Origin of the sequence: Klebsiella michiganensis, assembly GCF_002925905.1 — a bacterium.
GTDB classification, from domain to species: domain Bacteria; phylum Pseudomonadota; class Gammaproteobacteria; order Enterobacterales; family Enterobacteriaceae; genus Klebsiella; species Klebsiella michiganensis.
Window position 1 is genome coordinate 1 of sequence record NZ_PRDB01000004.1, and the last position, 16,831, is coordinate 16,831.

Below are 16,831 nucleotides of genomic sequence, written 5' to 3' on the forward strand. Positions count from 1 at the left end.
GCTGGCGATGAACAAACCGGCTCCACGCCGCTGCTGCTATCGCTGGCGGTCAACGCCGACAGCCTGGCCACCTGGCTGCTGCCCGCGCTCTCCAGCGTGCTTTCCGACTCCCCTATTCGGCTGAACCTGCAGGTGGAAGACGAGACCCGGACCCAGGAACGCCTGCGCCGCGGCGAAGTGGTCGGCGCGGTCAGTATTCAGCCGCAGGCGCTGCCCAGCTGCCTGGTCGATCAGCTCGGCGCCCTCGACTACCTGTTCGTCGCCTCGAAGGAGTTTGCCCAGCGCTATTTCCCCAACGGGGTGACCCGCTCGGCGCTGCTGAAAGCGCCGGTGGTGGCATTCGATCATCTCGATGATATGCACCAGGCCTTTTTGCAGCAGAACTTCGATTTGCCGCCGGGCAGCGTGCCCTGCCATATCGTGAACTCCTCGGAAGCCTTTGTGCAGCTGGCCCGTCAGGGAACAACCTGCTGTATGATCCCGCATCTGCAAATTGAGAGAGAGCTGAACAGCGGCGAACTGATTAACCTCACGCCGGGCCTGTTCCAGCGCCGGATGCTCTACTGGCACCGTTTTGCTCCGGAAAGCCGCATGATGCGCCGGGTGACCGATGCGCTGATCGATTACGGCCATAAAGTGTTGAGACAAGATTAACCCCCGCAAGCAGGCCGGCGCCGTCCGGCCTGTATGACCCACCTTCTCCTGTTCATATCTTTGAAATACATCACAAAATAAAACATTTCATGCGGCAAAAAACGACGCATCGATGGCTATTTTTTGCTGGCGACAGGGGCGATGAAAAAGCTCACCGTATTCGCAATATCCCATTTCATTGCGCATACGGAGCACAACATGTCAGAGTTACGGGAGTGGCAAACGCTCGCCAACAAAGAGCTCAGCCGGCGGGAAAAAACCGTCGATGCCCTGGTAAAACAGACGGCAGAGGGCATTGACGTTAAGCCGCTGTATACCGAAGCCGATCTTGATAATCTGGAAGTGACCGGCACCCTACCCGGCCTGCCGCCTTTCGTTCGCGGCCCGCGCGCCACCATGTACACCGCACAGCCGTGGACCATCCGCCAGTACGCCGGTTTCTCCACCGCCAAAGAGTCCAACGCTTTCTATCGCCGCAACCTCGCCGCGGGGCAGAAAGGGCTTTCCGTCGCCTTCGACCTCGCGACCCACCGGGGCTATGACTCCGATAACCCGCGCGTGGCGGGCGACGTGGGGAAAGCCGGCGTGGCGATCGATACCGTCGAAGACATGAAGATTTTATTCGATCGGATCCCGCTGGATAAGATGTCCGTATCGATGACCATGAACGGCGCGGTGCTGCCGATAATGGCGTTTTATATCGTCGCGGCGGAAGAACAAGGGGTGGAGCCTGAACAGCTCACCGGCACGATCCAGAACGATATTCTGAAAGAGTACCTGTGCCGGAATACCTATATTTACCCGCCAAAGCCCTCAATGCGCATTATTGCCGACATCATTGCCTGGTGTTCGGGCAACATGCCGCGCTTTAACACCATCAGCATCAGCGGCTACCACATGGGCGAAGCCGGAGCCAATTGCGTTCAGCAGGTGGCCTTTACCCTGGCCGACGGTATCGAATACATCAAGGCCGCGCTCTCCGCCGGACTGAAAATCGATGACTTCGCCCCGCGCCTGTCGTTTTTCTTCGGCATCGGTATGGATCTGTTTATGAACGTCGCCATGCTGCGCGCCGCACGCTACCTGTGGAGCGAAGCGGTAAGCGGCTTCGGCGCCACCAATCCGAAATCCTTAGCCCTGCGCACCCACTGCCAGACCTCCGGCTGGAGCCTAACCGAGCAGGATCCGTATAACAACGTAATCCGCACCACTATCGAAGCGCTCGGCGCCACGCTCGGCGGCACCCAGTCGCTGCACACCAACGCTTTCGACGAGGCGCTTGGCCTGCCCACCGACTTTTCCGCCCGTATCGCGCGTAATACGCAGATCATCATCCAGGAGGAGTCAGAGATCTGCCGCACCGTAGACCCGCTGGCCGGATCGTACTACCTCGAATCGCTGACCGATCAAGTCGTTAAGCAGGCGCGGGCCATTATGCAGCAGATCGACGACGCGGGCGGAATGGCGAAGGCGATCGAGGCCGGACTGCCGAAACGGATGATCGAAGAGGCCTCCGCCCGTGAACAATCGCTGATCGACCAGGGCAAGCGCGTCATCGTCGGCGTCAATAAGTACAAGCTGGAAAAAGAAGATGAAACGGCGGTACTGGAGATCGACAACGTCAAGGTGCGCAACGAACAGATCGCCTCGCTGAAAAAAATTCGCGCCAGTCGGGACGACGTGACGGTAAAAGCCGCGCTGAACGCCCTCACCCACGCCGCGCAGCATGGTGAAAACCTGCTGGCCGCCGCCATCAACGCCGCCCGCGTCCGCGCCACGCTGGGCGAAATTTCCGACGCGCTGGAGGCGGCGTTTGACCGCTACCTGGTGCCCAGCCAGTGCGTCACCGGCGTGATTGCGCAAAGCTACCACCAGTCAGACAAAGCCGCCGGCGAGTTCGACGCTATTGTTGCGCAAACCGAAAAATTCCTCGCGGAACGCGGCCGCCGCCCGCGCATTCTGATCGCCAAAATGGGTCAGGACGGTCACGATCGCGGGGCCAAAGTGATCGCCAGCGCCTATTCCGATCTCGGCTTCGACGTTGACCTGAGCCCGATGTTTTCCACGCCAGAAGAGATCGCCCGCCTGGCGGTGGAAAACGACGTGCACGTGGTGGGCGCCTCATCTCTGGCGGCAGGCCACAAAACCCTGATCCCCGAGCTGATCGATGCCCTGAAAAAATGGGGGCGGGAAGATATCTGCGTCATCGCCGGCGGCGTCATCCCGCCGCAGGATTACGCCTTTCTGCAGGCGCGCGGCGTGGCCGCCATTTACGGCCCCGGTACGCCGATGCTGGAGAGCGTACGCGACGTCCTGATGAGGATTAGCCAATATCATGATTAACCACGCCACGCTGACGGACGCCGTGCGGCGACTACGCCTGGGCGAGCGGGCCACGCTCGCCCAGGCCATGACGCTGGTGGAGAGCCAGCATCCCCGCCATCAGGCGCTAAGCGCACAGCTGCTGGATGCCATTATGCCCTTCACCGGCAACGCCCTGCGCCTCGGCGTCACCGGCACGCCGGGGGCCGGAAAAAGCACTTTTCTGGAAGCTTTCGGCATGCTGCTGATTCGCCACGGCCTGCGGGTCGCGGTGATAGCGGTCGATCCGAGCAGCCCGGTCAGCGGCGGCAGCATTCTTGGCGACAAGACGCGCATGATCGAACTGGCGCGATCGGATTCGGCCTTTATTCGCCCGGTGCCCTCCAGCGGCCATCTGGGCGGCACCAGCCTGCGCGCGCGGGAGCTGATACTGCTGTGCGAAGCGGCGGGCTATGACGCGGTGATTGTCGAAACCGTCGGCGTCGGCCAGTCGGAAACGGAACTCTCCCGGCTGGTGGACTGCTTTATCTCGCTGCAGATCGCCGGCGGCGGTGACGATCTGCAGGGCATTAAGAAGGGGATTATGGAGATGGCGGATATCGTGGTTATCAATAAAGATGATGGCGAGAACCGCGCCAGCGTGGCAATCACCCGTCATATGTATGAATCCTCCCTGCATATTCTGCGCCGTAAGCACGCCGCGTGGCAGCCGCGCGTTTTGAGCTGTAGCGCGCTGGAGCAGCGCGGCATCGAAGCCGTCTGGCTCGCAATTCTTGACTTCAAAACCACCCTCACCGACAGCGGCGATCTGGAAAAACTGCGCCAGCGCCAGGCGCTGGAGTGGCTACAAAAGCAGGCCGAAACCGAGGCGCTGCACCTGCTGTTTGCCAGAACCGACTTTGCACGCTACTTCCAGCAAACGCTACAGGCGGTAAAAAACAACGGCCTCTCGCCGCGCACCGGCCTGCGGCAGATTAGCGAATTCCTCCAGAATCATTACTTTGCGTAAAAGGATATTTATGTCTTATCAATATGTTAATGTCGAAATTATCCGCAAGGTTGCGGTGATTGAGTTCAACTATAGCCGCAAGCTCAACGCCTTAAGCAAGGTGTTTATCGACGATCTGATGCAGGCGCTGAGCGACCTCAACCGGCCGGAAATTCGCTGCGTCATTTTACGCGCGCCCGGGGGAGCAAAGGTTTTCTCCGCCGGCCATGACATCCACGAATTGCCCGGCGGGCGCCGCGATCCGCTCTCGTATGACGATCCGCTGCGTCAGATCACCCGTATGATCCAAAAGTATCCGAAACCGGTGATCTCCATGGTCGAAGGCAGCGTCTGGGGCGGCGCGTTTGAGATGATCATGAGCTCCGATCTGATCATCGCCGCCAGCACGTCAACGTTCTCTATGACGCCGGTGAATCTCGGCGTGCCCTACAACCTGGTCGGCATTCACAATCTGACCCGCGACGCCGGCTTTCATATCGTGAAAGAGCTGATTTTCACCGCCCTGCCGATTACCGCCCAGCGCGCGCTGGCGGTCGGTATTCTCAATCACGTGGTGGACGCCGACGAACTGGAAGATTTTACCTTGCAGATGGCGCACCACATCTCCGAGAAAGCGCCGCTGGCGATCGCGGTCATTAAGGAAGAGCTGCGCGTGCTTGGCGAAGCCCACACCATGAATTCCGATGAGTTCGAACGTATTCAGGGAATGCGTCGCGCCGTCTACGACAGCGTGGATTATCAGGAAGGCATGAGCGCGTTTATGGAAAAGCGTAAACCTGAGTTCGTCGGCCATTAATCACGCCGGATTAAGGAGTATAAAATGAAACGGATGAGCGCCGATGAAGCGGCGGAGATTATCCAGCACGACCAGATGGTGGCGTTCAGCGGATTCACGCCCGCCGGTTCGCCTAAAGCGCTGCCCGCGGCCATCGCTCGCCGCGCTGATGAATTACATCGGGCGCAGAAGCCTTTTCAGATCCGCTTGCTGACCGGCGCCTCCATCAGCGCCGCCGCCGATGATGCGCTATCGGCAGCCGATGCCGTCTCGTGGCGCGCGCCGTATCAGACCGCCTCCGGACTGCGGCAAAAAATCAACCAGGGGCAGGTGAAGTTTGTCGATCTGCACCTGAGCGAAGTGGCGCAAATGGTCAACTATGGGTTCTTTGGCGAGATTGATGTCGCGGTGATCGAAGCTTCGGCTATCGCGCCGGACGGACGGGTCTGGCTCACCAGCGGTATCGGCAACGCGCCAACCTGGCTGCTGCGGGCGAAGAAAGTGATCATTGAGCTGAATCACTACCACAGCCCGCGGGTTGCCGAGCTGGCCGATATCGTGATCCCCGGCGCCCCGCCGCGGCGCAACAGCATCGCCATCTTTCATGCGATGGATCGCGTGGGCAGCCGGTACGTGCAAATCGATCCGAAAAAGATTGTCGCTGTGGTGGAGACCGAGCTGCCCGACGCCGGAAACGTTCTGGATAACAATAATCCGGTTTGTCAGAAAATTGCCGATAACGTGGTCACCTTTCTGCTGGAAGAGATGGCTCGCGGACGCATCCCGCCTGAATTTCTGCCGCTGCAAAGCGGCGTGGGCAATATCAACAACGCGGTCATGGCGCGGCTGGGCGAAAATCCGGATATCCCGGCTTTTATGATGTACTCGGAAGTTTTACAGGAGTCGGTGGTTCATCTGCTGGAAACGGGGAAAATCACCGGCGTTAGCGCCTCCAGCCTGACGATATCCGCCGGTTCGTTGCGCAAGATTTACGACAATATGGATTTCTTCGCCAGCCGCATTGTCCTGCGCCCGCAGGAGATCTCCAATCATCCGGAAATTATCCGCCGTCTGGGGGTTATCGCCCTCAACGTGGGGCTGGAGTTTGATATCTACGGTCACGCCAACTCGACGCACGTAGCCGGGGTGAATCTGATGAACGGCATCGGCGGCAGCGGCGATTTTGAACGCAACGCCTGGCTCTCTATCTTTATGGCGCCGTCCATCGCCAAGGACGGGAAGATCTCCACCATCGTGCCGATGTGCAGCCATGTCGATCACAGCGAGCACAGCGTGAAGGCGATCGTTACCGAGCAGGGTATCGCCGATCTGCGCGGGCTATCGCCGCTGCAGCGCGCCCGCGCCATCATTGATAACTGCGCGCATCCGCTCTACCGGGACTATTTACATCGCTATCTGGAGAGCGCTCCCGGCGGACATATTCACCACGACCTCGCCCACGCCTTCGACCTGCATCGTAATCTGCTTGAGCACGGTTCAATGCTCGGCTAGCCCTCCGCACCGTCGCGATCTTCAGTAATATGCTGAAGCATCGTGGCGGTATAGCGATGATTTTTCAGCGAATAGAGATACTCCTGCATATACATCGCGCTGCCGGGCGCGTCGAAGTACTTCAGCTTCGCCGGATTCACCAGACGCCAGGCGAAGTAAGGAATAACCGTCAAAAACTGCCCGCGCTCTACGGCGCTAATTTTGGCCATAAAGCTGTAGGGGCGATAGATAATCGTCGGGTTGATCCCGCTGGGGCGCATATACGCGTCCAGCATCGCCTCAAAATTGGCCCGGTTCTGGAAACGCATCTGCAGCCAGGGCAGCTCACGTAACAGATCCTGCGGCGGCTTATCTTCATAACGGCGGGAAACAAGAAACCCCAGACGCAGCGGCGCCAGTTCGCTAATGGTCAAATTTTCCAGCTCCTGCACGCGGGGCGAAACATGCTGCGGCGAGATAATAAAATCCAGCTGGCGATCGAACAGGTTATCAATCACGCCATTCTCGCTGAACTCCACGGCCTGGGTGGTTACGCCATCGTATTTATCGCCCAGGCTGATGAGCTGATCGAAAATAATCGTTGGATAGGTATTGTCGATGCCGATAACGATGTTGCGCGAGCGGTGCGCGGAATAGTGAATTTCGTTATCGATGGCCGATAAGCGCTGATAAATGGGAAACAGCTTCTGATAGAGCTCCTGCCCCGCTTTATTGAGGCTGATGCTGTTATCTTTACGGGTAAATAGCGTATAGCCGATCTGATCCTCCAGCGCAGCGATGCTCTTGCCGAAGGGAGACGCGGTCATATGAATTTTTTCCGCCGCTCTGGCAATATTATTGGTCTGCGCCAACAGAATGAAATTGCGCATCTTTTTCGAAATAAAGATATCCATGCTCACCTCATCGTAGAACAGGGATATATCCTTACCTTATTCAGGGAAAAGACTTTTGTCGCGCTCTCAATTTTACAGATAGTCACAGAAAAAGCCCGGCGCAAAGGCCGGGCGACAGGATTACTGTGCGGCTTTGGGTTCTTCAGCGGGTTTCGCCGGTTCCGCAGGTGCTGGCGCAGGCTGGGTCGGCTGCAGCTCAAACACCACGTCCACCTGGTCATCAAACTGAATGGTCGCCTGCTCGTAGGTTTCCTGAGCAGAAACCGGCGCCGCATCGGCTTTCATCATCCGTACCATCGGGCTCGGCTGGTAGTTGGAGACATGATAGCGAACGCTGTAGACGGGCCCCAGTTTGCCCTGGAACCCGGTAGCCAGCTCCTGAGCCTGGTGAATGGCATCATCAATCGCCGCTTTACGCGCTTTATCTTTATAAGCGTCCGGCTGCGCCACGCCCAGTGAAACCGAACGGATCTCATTCAGGCCGGCTTTAAGCGCCCCATCTAACAGACCGTTGAGCTTATCCAGCTGGCGCAGCGTCACTTCAACGCTACGCACCGCGCGGTAGCCCTTAAGAATGCTTTTACCGTTCTGATAGTCGTAATCAGGCTGGGTACGCAGGTTAGCTGAGTTAATGTCTTTCTTCGCAATGCCGCTCTTCTCCAGGAAGGAGAGATACTGGGCCACGCGCTCATCGGCCTGTTTTTTAGCGGATGCCGCGTCTTTCGCGGAGACGTTTACTTCAATCGCCAGCGTAGCGATATCAGGAACCGCAGCGACGCTGGCGGTACCTGAAGTGACAATATGTGGGCCGTTTGGCAACTCATTTGCCTGAACCGCCATTGCGCTAAATCCGAGTGCCGCCGCCAGGGCCATGACTTTTAACTTCACTGTCGTTTCTCCATCTTACATTGGTCGTCTATACGCAGACGCATGCCTGCAAGCTTAGCGCGTACGCGGAGAAAGTCCATCGGACAAGGCTTAGTTAAGCAGCGCCTGAACATGAGCGAAGCCATCCTTCGCCAGCTGGAAGGCAATGACCCACATCACCAGACCGACCAGCACGTTGATAACGCGCTGAGCCTTCGCCGTGCTCAGGCGCGGGGCGAGCCAGGCGGCCAGCAGGGCCAGCCCAAAGAACCATAAGAATGAGGCGCTGATGGTACCTAAGGCAAACCAGCGCTTCGGCTCCATCGCCAGCTGCCCGCCAAGGCTGCCGAGAACCACAAACGTATCCAGATACACGTGCGGATTCAGCCAGGTGACAGCCAGCATGGTGACGATAATTTTCCAGCGTCCCTGCTTCATCACTTCCGCGCTGGCCAGCGCCAGATTGCTGCTCAAGGCCGTTTTCAGCGCGCCAAAGCCGTACCACAATAAAAAAGCGACGCCGCCCCAGGTCACCAGCGCCAGCAGCCACGGTGACTGCATCAGCAGCGCGCTGCCGCCAAAAATCCCGGCGCAGATCAGCAGCAGATCGCTGATGGCGCACAGCAGAGCAATCATCAGGTGGTACTGACGACGAATGCCCTGATTCATCACAAAGGCGTTTTGCGGACCGAGCGGCAAAATCATGGCCGCTCCCAGGGCAAGGCCCTGAAAGTAATACGATAACATCGCAAGTGATTTCCACTGAAAGAGTCAATGCCGGGGAATATAGCGCGCGGAAATCATTAGAGGAAATTGAAAATTTTAATCGTTAATAAGAACTACTAATAGGGCGCAGAAAAAAGGCCGGACAAACCGGCCTGTATAAAAGAGGAGAATTACTCTGCTTTTTCCTGCGGACGAATGACGTGAACGTCCATCTGCGGATACGGGAAGCCGATGCCATTGGCGTCAAAGTCGCGCTTAATACGCTCCAGAACGTCCCAGTATACGCTTTGCAGATCGCTGCTCTTACTCCATACGCGCACCACGTAGTTCACCGAAGAAGCGCCCAGTTCATTGAGACGCACGGTCATTTCACGATCTTTGAGGATACGTTCATCCGATTCGATGATATTGGTGAGCAGCTGCTTCACTTTATCGATATCAGCGTCGTAGGCCACGCCGATGATAAACTCGTTGCGGCGCACCGGCTCGCGGGAGAAGTTGATGATATTCCCGGCAATGATTTTACCGTTCGGCACCACCACGATTTTGCCATCCGCGCTGCGCAGGGTCGTGGAGAAAATCTGCACGTTCAGCACGGTTCCCGCGATACCGCCAAGGTCAACGTATTCACCGGCTCGGAACGGGCGAAAGACCACCAGAAGGACGCCAGCGGCAAGGTTAGACAGCGAGCCCTGCAGCGCCAGACCAACGGCTAAACCTGCGGCGCCGAGGACGGCAATAACCGAGGCGGTTTGCACGCCCACGCGGCCGAGGGCGGCGATCAGCGTAAAAGCAATAACGGCGTAGCGTACCAGCGCAGAGAGAAAATCGGCAACGGTGGCATCAATATGCCGCGCCCGCATCAGGCGATTGACGGTGTTGGAAACAATCCGCGCCACGATCAAACCGACAATAATAATCGCGATAGCCGCGACAATGTTGACGGCATAGCTCAGCAGTAACGCCTGATTGCGCACCAGCCATGAACCGGCGTTATTTATGCTATCGACAACGTTCAAATCTTCCATTCAACTTTCCTTATGGATACCCGGACGGGGAAAAAATAACCAAACCTGATAATTACAAACAGGTTAAGGGTAAACAATAAGAGTGCGTTTTGCCAAATTGATCACATTTATTTAGCAACATTTCATGTTGTTCAGATAATAAAAAAGCCCGCATTTCTGCGGGCTTCCGGGTAAGCAACAAACCTTTCTTACAGAACGTCGATCGCGTTCAGCTCTTTAAATGCCTGCTCCAGACGAGTCACCATGGACGTCTGTGCAGCGCGCAGCCATACGCGCGGATCGTAGTATTTCTTGTTCGGCTGGTCTTCGCCTTTCGGGTTGCCCAGCTGGCCCTGCAGGTAAGCTTCGTTAGTTTTGTAGTACTGCAGGATACCGTCCCAGGTTGCCCATTGGGTATCGGTATCGATGTTCATTTTGATCACGCCGTAGCTTACGGAGTCTTTGATTTCCTGAGCGGAAGAACCGGAACCACCGTGGAATACGAAGTTCAGGCTGTTGTGCGGCAGGTTGTGTTTCTTAGAAACGTATTCCTGAGAGTCGCGCAGGATAGTCGGGGTCAGTACCACGTTGCCCGGCTTGTAAACGCCGTGTACGTTACCGAAGGAAGCGGCGATGGTGAAACGCGGGCTGATTTTGCTCAGCTCGGTGTACGCGTAATCAACGTCTTCCGGCTGGGTGTACAGAGCAGAAGCGTCCATGTGGCTGTTGTCCACGCCGTCTTCTTCGCCGCCGGTGCAGCCCAGTTCGATTTCCAGAGTCATGTCCATTTTGGCCATACGCGCCAGGTACTTAGAACAGATCTCGATGTTTTCGTGCAGGGACTCTTCAGACAGGTCGATCATGTGAGAAGAGAACAGCGGTTTGCCGGTTGCGGCGAAGTGTTTTTCACCCGCGTCGAGCAGACCGTCGATCCACGGCAGCAGTTTCTTAGCGCAGTGGTCAGTGTGCAGGATAACCGGAACACCGTAGTGCTCAGCCATCTGATGCACGTGATGCGCGCCAGAGATAGCGCCCAGGATGGCTGCGCCCTGAGGAACGTCAGTTTTCACGCCTTTGCCCGCGATGAACGCAGCGCCGCCGTTAGAGAACTGAACGATAACCGGAGAACGAACTTTTGCAGCTGCTTCCAGAACGGCGTTGATGGAATCAGTACCCACGCAGTTTACCGCTGGCAGAGCAAAGTTGTTTTCTTTAGCTACCTGGAACACTTTCTGAACGTCGTCGCCAGTGATGACGCCCGGTTTTACGAAATCAAAAATTTTAGACATGTTACGTAGTCCTGTATCTGTATCTTCGACCGTTGAAGAAGGTTCGCGAGCTTTTACGCGCGCTGAAAAACAGGCGGGTCTCCCCGCCTGAACTGAATTACTGCTTAGCGCGCTCTTCGAGCATGGCTACTGCCGGCAGAACTTTACCTTCCACGAATTCGAGGAATGCGCCGCCGCCGGTGGAGATGTAGGAGATTTTGTCAGCAATACCGAACAGGTCGATTGCTGCCAGGGTGTCGCCGCCGCCTGCGATGGAGAACGCCTCGCTGTCTGCAATGGCGTTAGCCACGATTTCAGTACCTTTGCGGAAGTTCGGGAATTCGAACACGCCGACCGGGCCGTTCCACAGGATGGTTTTCGCGTTTTTCAGGATTTCAGCCAGTTTCTCTGCGGAAGCATCGCCCAGGTCCAGAATCTGCTCTTCATCTTTGATGTCGTTAACAGATTTCAGGGTAGCGGTTGCGGTTTCAGAGAACTCGGTTGCCACGCGAACGTCAGTCGGAACCGGGATATCGCAGGTAGTCAGCAGGCGTTTCGCTTCGTCAACCAGATCGGCTTCGTACAGGGACTTACCGACGTTGTGGCCCTGAGCGGCAACGAAGGTGTTGGCGATGCCGCCGCCGACGATCAGCTGGTCAGCGATTTTAGACAGGGAGTCCAGAACGGTCAGTTTGGTAGAAACTTTAGAACCACCCACGATAGCGACCATCGGACGAGCCGGTTCTTTCAGCGCTTTACCCAGGGCGTCCAGCTCAGCGGCCAGCAGCGGGCCTGCGCAAGCGACGTCAGCGAATTTGCCGATACCGTGAGTAGAAGCCTGCGCGCGGTGAGCGGTACCGAACGCGTCCATGACGAATACATCGCACAGCGCAGCGTATTTTTTCGACAGCGCTTCGTCGTCTTTCTTCTCGCCTTTGTTAAAGCGAACGTTTTCCAGAACCACCAGCTCACCGGCAGCGACTTCAACGCCGTCCAGGTAATCTTTAACCAGACGTACCGGGTTAGACAGTTTGTCTTTCAGATAGTTAACAACCGGCAGCAGAGAGAATTCTTCGTTGTACTCGCCTTCGGTAGGACGACCCAGGTGGGAAGTGACCATCACTTTCGCACCCTGTTTCAGGGCCAGTTCGATGGTCGGCAGAGAAGCACGGATACGCGCGTCGCTGGTTACTTTCCCTTCTTTAACCGGTACGTTCAGATCCGCACGGATAAAAACGCGTTTACCAGCCAGATCCAGATCGGTCATCTTAATTACAGACATGGTGAATCCTCTCGTTGATTCTTGATAAAGTTTTGCAGGCGCCTGAGCGCCTTACCTGAAACCTTGTGCGGCCATCGCTAACGTGGTGTCGAGCATCCGGTTAGCAAAGCCCCATTCGTTATCGCACCAGACCAGCGTTTTGATCAAATGCGCGCCACTTACCCGCGTTTGCGTGCCATCGACGATGGCGCTATGGGGATCGTGGTTGAAATCTATCGAGACTAACGGCAATTCCGTATAGTCAACTATACCATGAAATGCACCCAGTGCTGCTTTTTGCAGCAACTGGTTGACTTCACTTGCTTTTACCGGTTTTTTTACCGTTACGCTAAGGTCGATCGCCGTCACATTAATCGTCGGTACACGAACCGCGATCGCTTCAAAGCGATCGTTAAACTGAGGGAAAAAACGCGTGATCCCCGCAGCAAGCTTAGTATCAACCGGGATGATTGATTGGCTGGCCGCTCGCGTCCTGCGTAAATCCGGATGCCAGGAATCAATGACCTGCTGATCGTTCATTGATGAGTGGATCGTGGTTACCGTTCCTGACTCTATGCCGTAGGCATCATCTAACAGCTTAATGACCGGAATAATGCAGTTGGTGGTGCAGGAGGCGTTGGAGACGATACGGTGCTCGGTTCTGAGCTCAGCATGGTTTACGCCAAAAACGATCGTCGCGTCGAGGTCGTTGCCGCCAGGGTGTGAAAAAAGCACTTTTCTGGCGCCGGCCTGAAGATGGGCTTCGCCATGCTCGCGGCTGCCGTAAACGCCGGTACAGTCAAGCACCACATCAACCGCCAGTTCCCGCCAGGGCAACGCCTCAAGGGAAGATTCATGCAGAAGACGAATGGCATCGTCGCCAACAAACAGCTGCTCTCTCTCCTGACGTACATCCCAGGCAAAGCGCCCATGGCTGGTGTCATATTTCAATAAATGCGCGATGCCGGCAGCATCCGCCAGTTCATTGATTGCCACCACGGTAATTTCCGCACGACGCCCGGATTCATACAAAGCACGAACCACGTTACGCCCGATGCGACCGAAGCCATTAATCGCAATGCGTATGGTCATAGGTCTCCTGCAAGGCTATCCATGATATGAGGTGGCTGACAGAGTAATGCAGCAACGCTCTAAGGGAAACCTTACCTGTCGCAAACTGCGACTGATTGATTAATTGTCGAACATTTAGACGACTGAAACGCTTCAGCTAGAATAAGCCAAACAAGGAATAAAAGGAATGATTGTCCAGCCGGAGAAACCATTTATCTGACTTACATCACACTTTTACCCTCTCTGCCGCGGAATTTATTCCCTATTCCACAATGACGAATAAGCGTAGCAAAATCTTTTCGTTGCCGGGCGGCAAACTCTGATTTATATCAGAAACTATACCGTATAGCGGCGATATGATGACCGTTACGTCCGAGTCTCGGAGTCCCTCGAAAAATGACAATCCCCCACTTGCAGCCCTCTGCGGCTCGTTACTATGCGCTTCGCTTACTGCCGGGCGATGAAGTTTTTTCACGCCTGCGCGCCTTCATACAAGAGCAACAGATTCAGGCTGCCTGGATAGCCGGCTGTACCGGCAGCTTAAGCGATGCGGCATTACGTTTTGCCGGCCAGGATGAGACCACTTTTTTGACCGGGACCTATGAGGTTATCTCCCTGAACGGCACGCTGGAATGGCAAGGTGAACATCTCCATTTAGCGATATCCGATCCGCAAGGCGCCATGCTCGGCGGCCATATGATGCCCGGCTGTACCGTCCGCACCACCCTTGAGCTGGTGATAGGCGAACTGACCTCCCTGGCGTTTAGCCGTCAGCCGTGCGCGGTTTCCGGCTATGACGAACTGGTCATTTCATCCCGATAACTTTTCCCCTTAAAGAGGTTTCTATGGCTCGTCGCCAATTTACCAGCCAGTCCCTGGTGCTGATTGCGATCGCCGTCGCCATCAATATGATCGGCGGACAGCTCATCAGTCTGTTAAAGCTTCCCATCTTTCTCGATTCGATCGGCACCTTAATCAGCGCGGTTTTACTCGGCCCGGTCATTGGCATGTTGACCGGGTTACTGACCAACCTCCTGTGGGGGCTGCTGACCGATCCGATTGCCGCCGCCTTTGCGCCGGTGGCGATGGTGATTGGTCTGGTCGCCGGATGGCTGGCACGCGCGGGATGGTTCCGCACCTTACCGAAGGTGGTCATTAGCGGCGTTGTCATTACCCTCGCCGTGACCGCGGTCGCCGTACCGCTGCGTACGGCGCTGTTCGGCGGCGTGACGGGCAGCGGCGCGGATCTGTTTGTCGCCTGGATCCATTCGGCAGGTCAGAATCTGCTGGAATCGGTGGCGATTACCGTCTTAGGCGCTAATCTGGTGGATAAAATCCTTACCGCGATTATCGTCTGGATCCTGCTGCGCCAGCTGCCGCTGCGCACGCTGCGTCAGTTTCCTGCGATGTCTGCCGTACGCTAATGCACCCTTTTACGTCATTAACTCTCTGGGCGCTGGCGGCGGCGACTACGCTGCTGCTGCCCGCAGAGACGGCGCTGCCGATTTATAGCGCAGCGGCGTTTCTCAGCTTGCTGCTGTTCAGGGCGACGCGGCGACGGGCAAAATACGTCGCCTGGCTCCTCTTCTCGCTGGGCATTGGCCTGTGGCTGGTCCACGGCGGCTGGTTTACCCAGTGGCTGAGCGGCCACCCTCGCGACCCGCAGCGCTGGGCCAGCGCCATCACGCTGTGGCTGAGAATTCTGGCGATTGTTTCAACGTCACAGCTGTGGATGGAGTACGTACCGGTACAACGCTTTATTCGCGCCCTGTTTGCTTCACGCCTGCCGCCGGGCGTCGCTTATCTGTTCGCTGGCCCGCTGCTGGTTGTCGAACAGCTAAAGCGCCAGCTGACGATTATCCACGAGGCCCAACGCGCCCGCGGCGTACCGCTGGACGAGAACGGCTATCAGCGGCTGCGCGCTATGCCTGCGCTCATTATCCCTCTGACCCACAACGCGCTTAACGATCTGGCGATACGCGGAGCGGCGCTGGATATGCGGGCATTTCGTTTACATCGTCGGCGCACCACGCTTTGGGCGCCGAAAGACAGCGCCTTACAACGTCTGGCGCGTTACGGCATGCTGCTGGCGATGGTCGCTGAAGCTGGAGCCTGGCTATGGTTACGTTAGAACAATTCCGCTATCACCCGACCCAGGCGGCGCGATCTGCGGCATGCTTTGATTTTCATTATTCGCAGCCCGGCATTGTGGCGATTTTTGGCGATAGCGGCAGCGGGAAAAGCACTCTGGCGCAGATTATGGCGGGCTGGTATCCGGATTTTCTGCCCGGCGATATCGAAGGTAAAGGCACCCTGCTTGGTATCCCCATCGGGCAGCAATCGCTGGTCGAACGGGCGCAGACCAGCCAGCTGGTCCAGCAATCACCCTATCTCCAGCTTTCCGGCTGTACCTTCAGCGTCGAAGAAGAGGTCGCTTTTGGCCCTGAAAATCTCTGCCTCAGCGAAGAGGAGATTATGCGCCGTATTGACGAAGCGCTGACGCTGACGGCGTGCCAGGCGTTACGACATCGCCACCCCTCCACGCTATCCGGGGGAGAAACCCAGCGCGTGGCGATCGCCTGCGCGCTGGCTATGCGGCCAACGCTACTGATCCTTGACGAAGCCTTTAGCCGCCTGACGGCGCAGGCAAGCGCTATGCTTCTGGAGCGCCTGGGGCACTGGGCGCTGGCGCAGCGTTCATTGATTATCCTTTTTGAACGCCCCCCTTCGCCTTTTCTTGCCTGGTGTCAGCAGGGATGGCGACTGCACGATGGAGCGCTTTCCCCGCTATGCTAACGTTGAATCAGGTGACCTGGCGCTGGCCCGGCGCGACGGCTGACTGTTTGCAAAATATCTCGCTGGCGCTCGGCCAGGGGGAATGGCTGGCGCTCACCGGCGATAACGGCGCGGGGAAATCCACCCTGCTGCGGGTGATGGCCGGACTGCTACCCGCCACGTCCGGTACCGTCAATTTGCTGGATAAGCCGATTGCGCAATACAAAAACCGTCAACGCGCCAATATCATCGGCGTGCTGTTTCAGGAGGCCGAAAACCAGCTCTTCCACAGCAAAGTCGCGGAAGAGGTCGCCTTTGGGCTGCGGCTCCAGAAATTGCCTCCTGCGGAGGTTGCGCAACGCACCGCGGCGGCGCTGAAATTATGCCGGCTGGAGAGCGTAGCCGACGCGCATCCGCTGGATTTACATACCGCCCAACGCAGGATGGTCGCCGTCGCCTCTCTGGAAGCCATGGCGCCAGAAATACTGCTGCTTGACGAACCCAGCCGCGATTTTGACCAGCACTGGCTGGCAATATTTGAAGCGTGGCTGGCGGTTTGCCGCAAAAGAGGGACCAGCGTAGTGGCCATCAGCCACGATGAGGCGTTTACACGGCGGCACTTTTCCCGCCGGGTGCTTCTGGAAAAAGGCAGAGTGCTGAGGATGGTCTGAAAAAGAAACGGGCCGCCAGA

At 56.9% G+C, this 16,831-nt stretch carries 17 protein-coding genes; 10 read left to right on the forward strand and 7 right to left on the reverse strand.

Features of this window, described 5'->3' with window-relative positions; translation table 11 throughout:
• The 5 genes from CDA56_RS10825 to CDA56_RS10850 all read left to right on the forward strand — a co-directional run.
• A partial coding sequence (locus tag CDA56_RS10825) for an ArgP/LysG family DNA-binding transcriptional regulator (RefSeq protein ID WP_104011361.1) occupies window positions 1-654 on the forward strand: 654 nt, incomplete at its 5' end.
• Window positions 655-852: 198 nt separating this feature from the next.
• Window positions 853-2,997, forward strand: a complete 2,145-nt coding sequence (gene scpA / locus CDA56_RS10835; protein WP_103813988.1) for a methylmalonyl-CoA mutase — start codon at window positions 853-855, stop codon at window positions 2,995-2,997.
• Entirely contained in the window at window positions 2,990-3,985 is a 996-nt protein-coding gene (meaB, locus tag CDA56_RS10840; RefSeq protein WP_103813958.1) for a methylmalonyl Co-A mutase-associated GTPase MeaB, read from the forward strand. The genes scpA and meaB overlap by 8 nt, the downstream gene beginning before the upstream one ends.
• 10 nt (window positions 3,986-3,995) lie before the next feature.
• On the forward strand, window positions 3,996-4,781 hold the full coding sequence (gene scpB / locus CDA56_RS10845; RefSeq protein ID WP_014226812.1) for a methylmalonyl-CoA decarboxylase: 786 nt from the start codon (window positions 3,996-3,998) through the stop codon (window positions 4,779-4,781).
• A gap of 24 nt (window positions 4,782-4,805) precedes the next feature.
• On the forward strand, window positions 4,806-6,272 hold the full coding sequence (locus tag CDA56_RS10850) for an acetyl-CoA hydrolase/transferase family protein (protein WP_014226813.1): 1,467 nt from the start codon (window positions 4,806-4,808) through the stop codon (window positions 6,270-6,272).
• Here the strand turns inward: CDA56_RS10850 and srsR are convergent.
• The 7 genes from srsR to epd all read right to left on the reverse strand — a co-directional run bounded on the left by srsR (window position 6,269) and on the right by epd (window position 13,386).
• A complete protein-coding gene (gene srsR / locus CDA56_RS10855) occupies window positions 6,269-7,165 on the reverse strand; it encodes a LysR family transcriptional regulator SrsR (RefSeq protein WP_014226814.1) in 897 nt (298 codons plus the stop codon). The genes CDA56_RS10850 and srsR overlap by 4 nt on opposite strands.
• A 120-nt stretch (window positions 7,166-7,285) precedes the next feature.
• On the reverse strand, window positions 7,286-8,053 hold the full coding sequence (locus CDA56_RS10860) for an oxidative stress defense protein (protein ID WP_104011362.1): 768 nt from the start codon (window positions 8,051-8,053) through the stop codon (window positions 7,286-7,288).
• 90 nt (window positions 8,054-8,143) lie between these two features.
• Window positions 8,144-8,779 carry an arginine exporter ArgO gene (gene argO / locus CDA56_RS10865; protein ID WP_032751208.1) on the reverse strand — a complete coding sequence of 212 codons (636 nt, stop codon included), beginning with the start codon at window positions 8,777-8,779 and terminating at the stop codon, window positions 8,144-8,146.
• A gap of 149 nt (window positions 8,780-8,928) precedes the next feature.
• The gene (locus CDA56_RS10870; RefSeq protein ID WP_014839522.1) at window positions 8,929-9,786 is read right to left on the reverse strand and encodes a small-conductance mechanosensitive channel MscS; all 858 of its coding nucleotides are present in this window, start codon (window positions 9,784-9,786) and stop codon (window positions 8,929-8,931) included.
• A gap of 188 nt (window positions 9,787-9,974) precedes the next feature.
• Window positions 9,975-11,054 (reverse strand): class II fructose-bisphosphate aldolase, encoded by a 1,080-nt coding sequence (gene fbaA / locus CDA56_RS10875; RefSeq protein WP_009654956.1) that lies wholly within the window; start codon window positions 11,052-11,054, stop codon window positions 9,975-9,977.
• Between the two features lie 97 nt (window positions 11,055-11,151).
• Window positions 11,152-12,315: a phosphoglycerate kinase gene (gene pgk / locus CDA56_RS10880; RefSeq protein WP_004125049.1), complete on the reverse strand. Its 1,164-nt coding sequence runs from the start codon at window positions 12,313-12,315 to the stop codon at window positions 11,152-11,154.
• 51 nt (window positions 12,316-12,366) lie between these two features.
• Complete coding sequence (gene epd, locus CDA56_RS10885; protein ID WP_014226819.1) at window positions 12,367-13,386, reverse strand: erythrose-4-phosphate dehydrogenase; 1,020 nt, start codon at window positions 13,384-13,386, stop codon at window positions 12,367-12,369.
• Window positions 13,387-13,761: 375 nt separating this feature from the next.
• Here epd and CDA56_RS10890 point away from each other — a divergent pair, with 375 nt between their 5' ends.
• The 5 genes from CDA56_RS10890 to CDA56_RS10910 are packed head-to-tail and all read left to right on the forward strand — an operon-like array spanning window position 13,762 to window position 16,811.
• Window positions 13,762-14,187 (forward strand): PPC domain-containing DNA-binding protein, encoded by a 426-nt coding sequence (locus CDA56_RS10890; RefSeq protein ID WP_103813960.1) that lies wholly within the window; start codon window positions 13,762-13,764, stop codon window positions 14,185-14,187.
• Between the two features lie 23 nt (window positions 14,188-14,210).
• A complete protein-coding gene (locus CDA56_RS10895) occupies window positions 14,211-14,789 on the forward strand; it encodes an ECF transporter S component (RefSeq protein ID WP_014226821.1) in 579 nt (192 codons plus the stop codon).
• Complete coding sequence (locus CDA56_RS10900; protein WP_038423621.1) at window positions 14,789-15,496, forward strand: energy-coupling factor transporter transmembrane component T; 708 nt, start codon at window positions 14,789-14,791, stop codon at window positions 15,494-15,496. The genes CDA56_RS10895 and CDA56_RS10900 overlap by 1 nt, the downstream gene beginning before the upstream one ends.
• The gene (locus tag CDA56_RS10905) at window positions 15,484-16,161 is read left to right on the forward strand and encodes an ABC transporter ATP-binding protein (protein ID WP_103813962.1); all 678 of its coding nucleotides are present in this window, start codon (window positions 15,484-15,486) and stop codon (window positions 16,159-16,161) included. The genes CDA56_RS10900 and CDA56_RS10905 overlap by 13 nt, the downstream gene beginning before the upstream one ends.
• On the forward strand, window positions 16,155-16,811 hold the full coding sequence (locus tag CDA56_RS10910) for an ABC transporter ATP-binding protein (RefSeq protein ID WP_049078801.1): 657 nt from the start codon (window positions 16,155-16,157) through the stop codon (window positions 16,809-16,811). The genes CDA56_RS10905 and CDA56_RS10910 overlap by 7 nt, the downstream gene beginning before the upstream one ends.
• The last annotated feature ends 20 nt before the right edge of the window (window positions 16,812-16,831 follow it).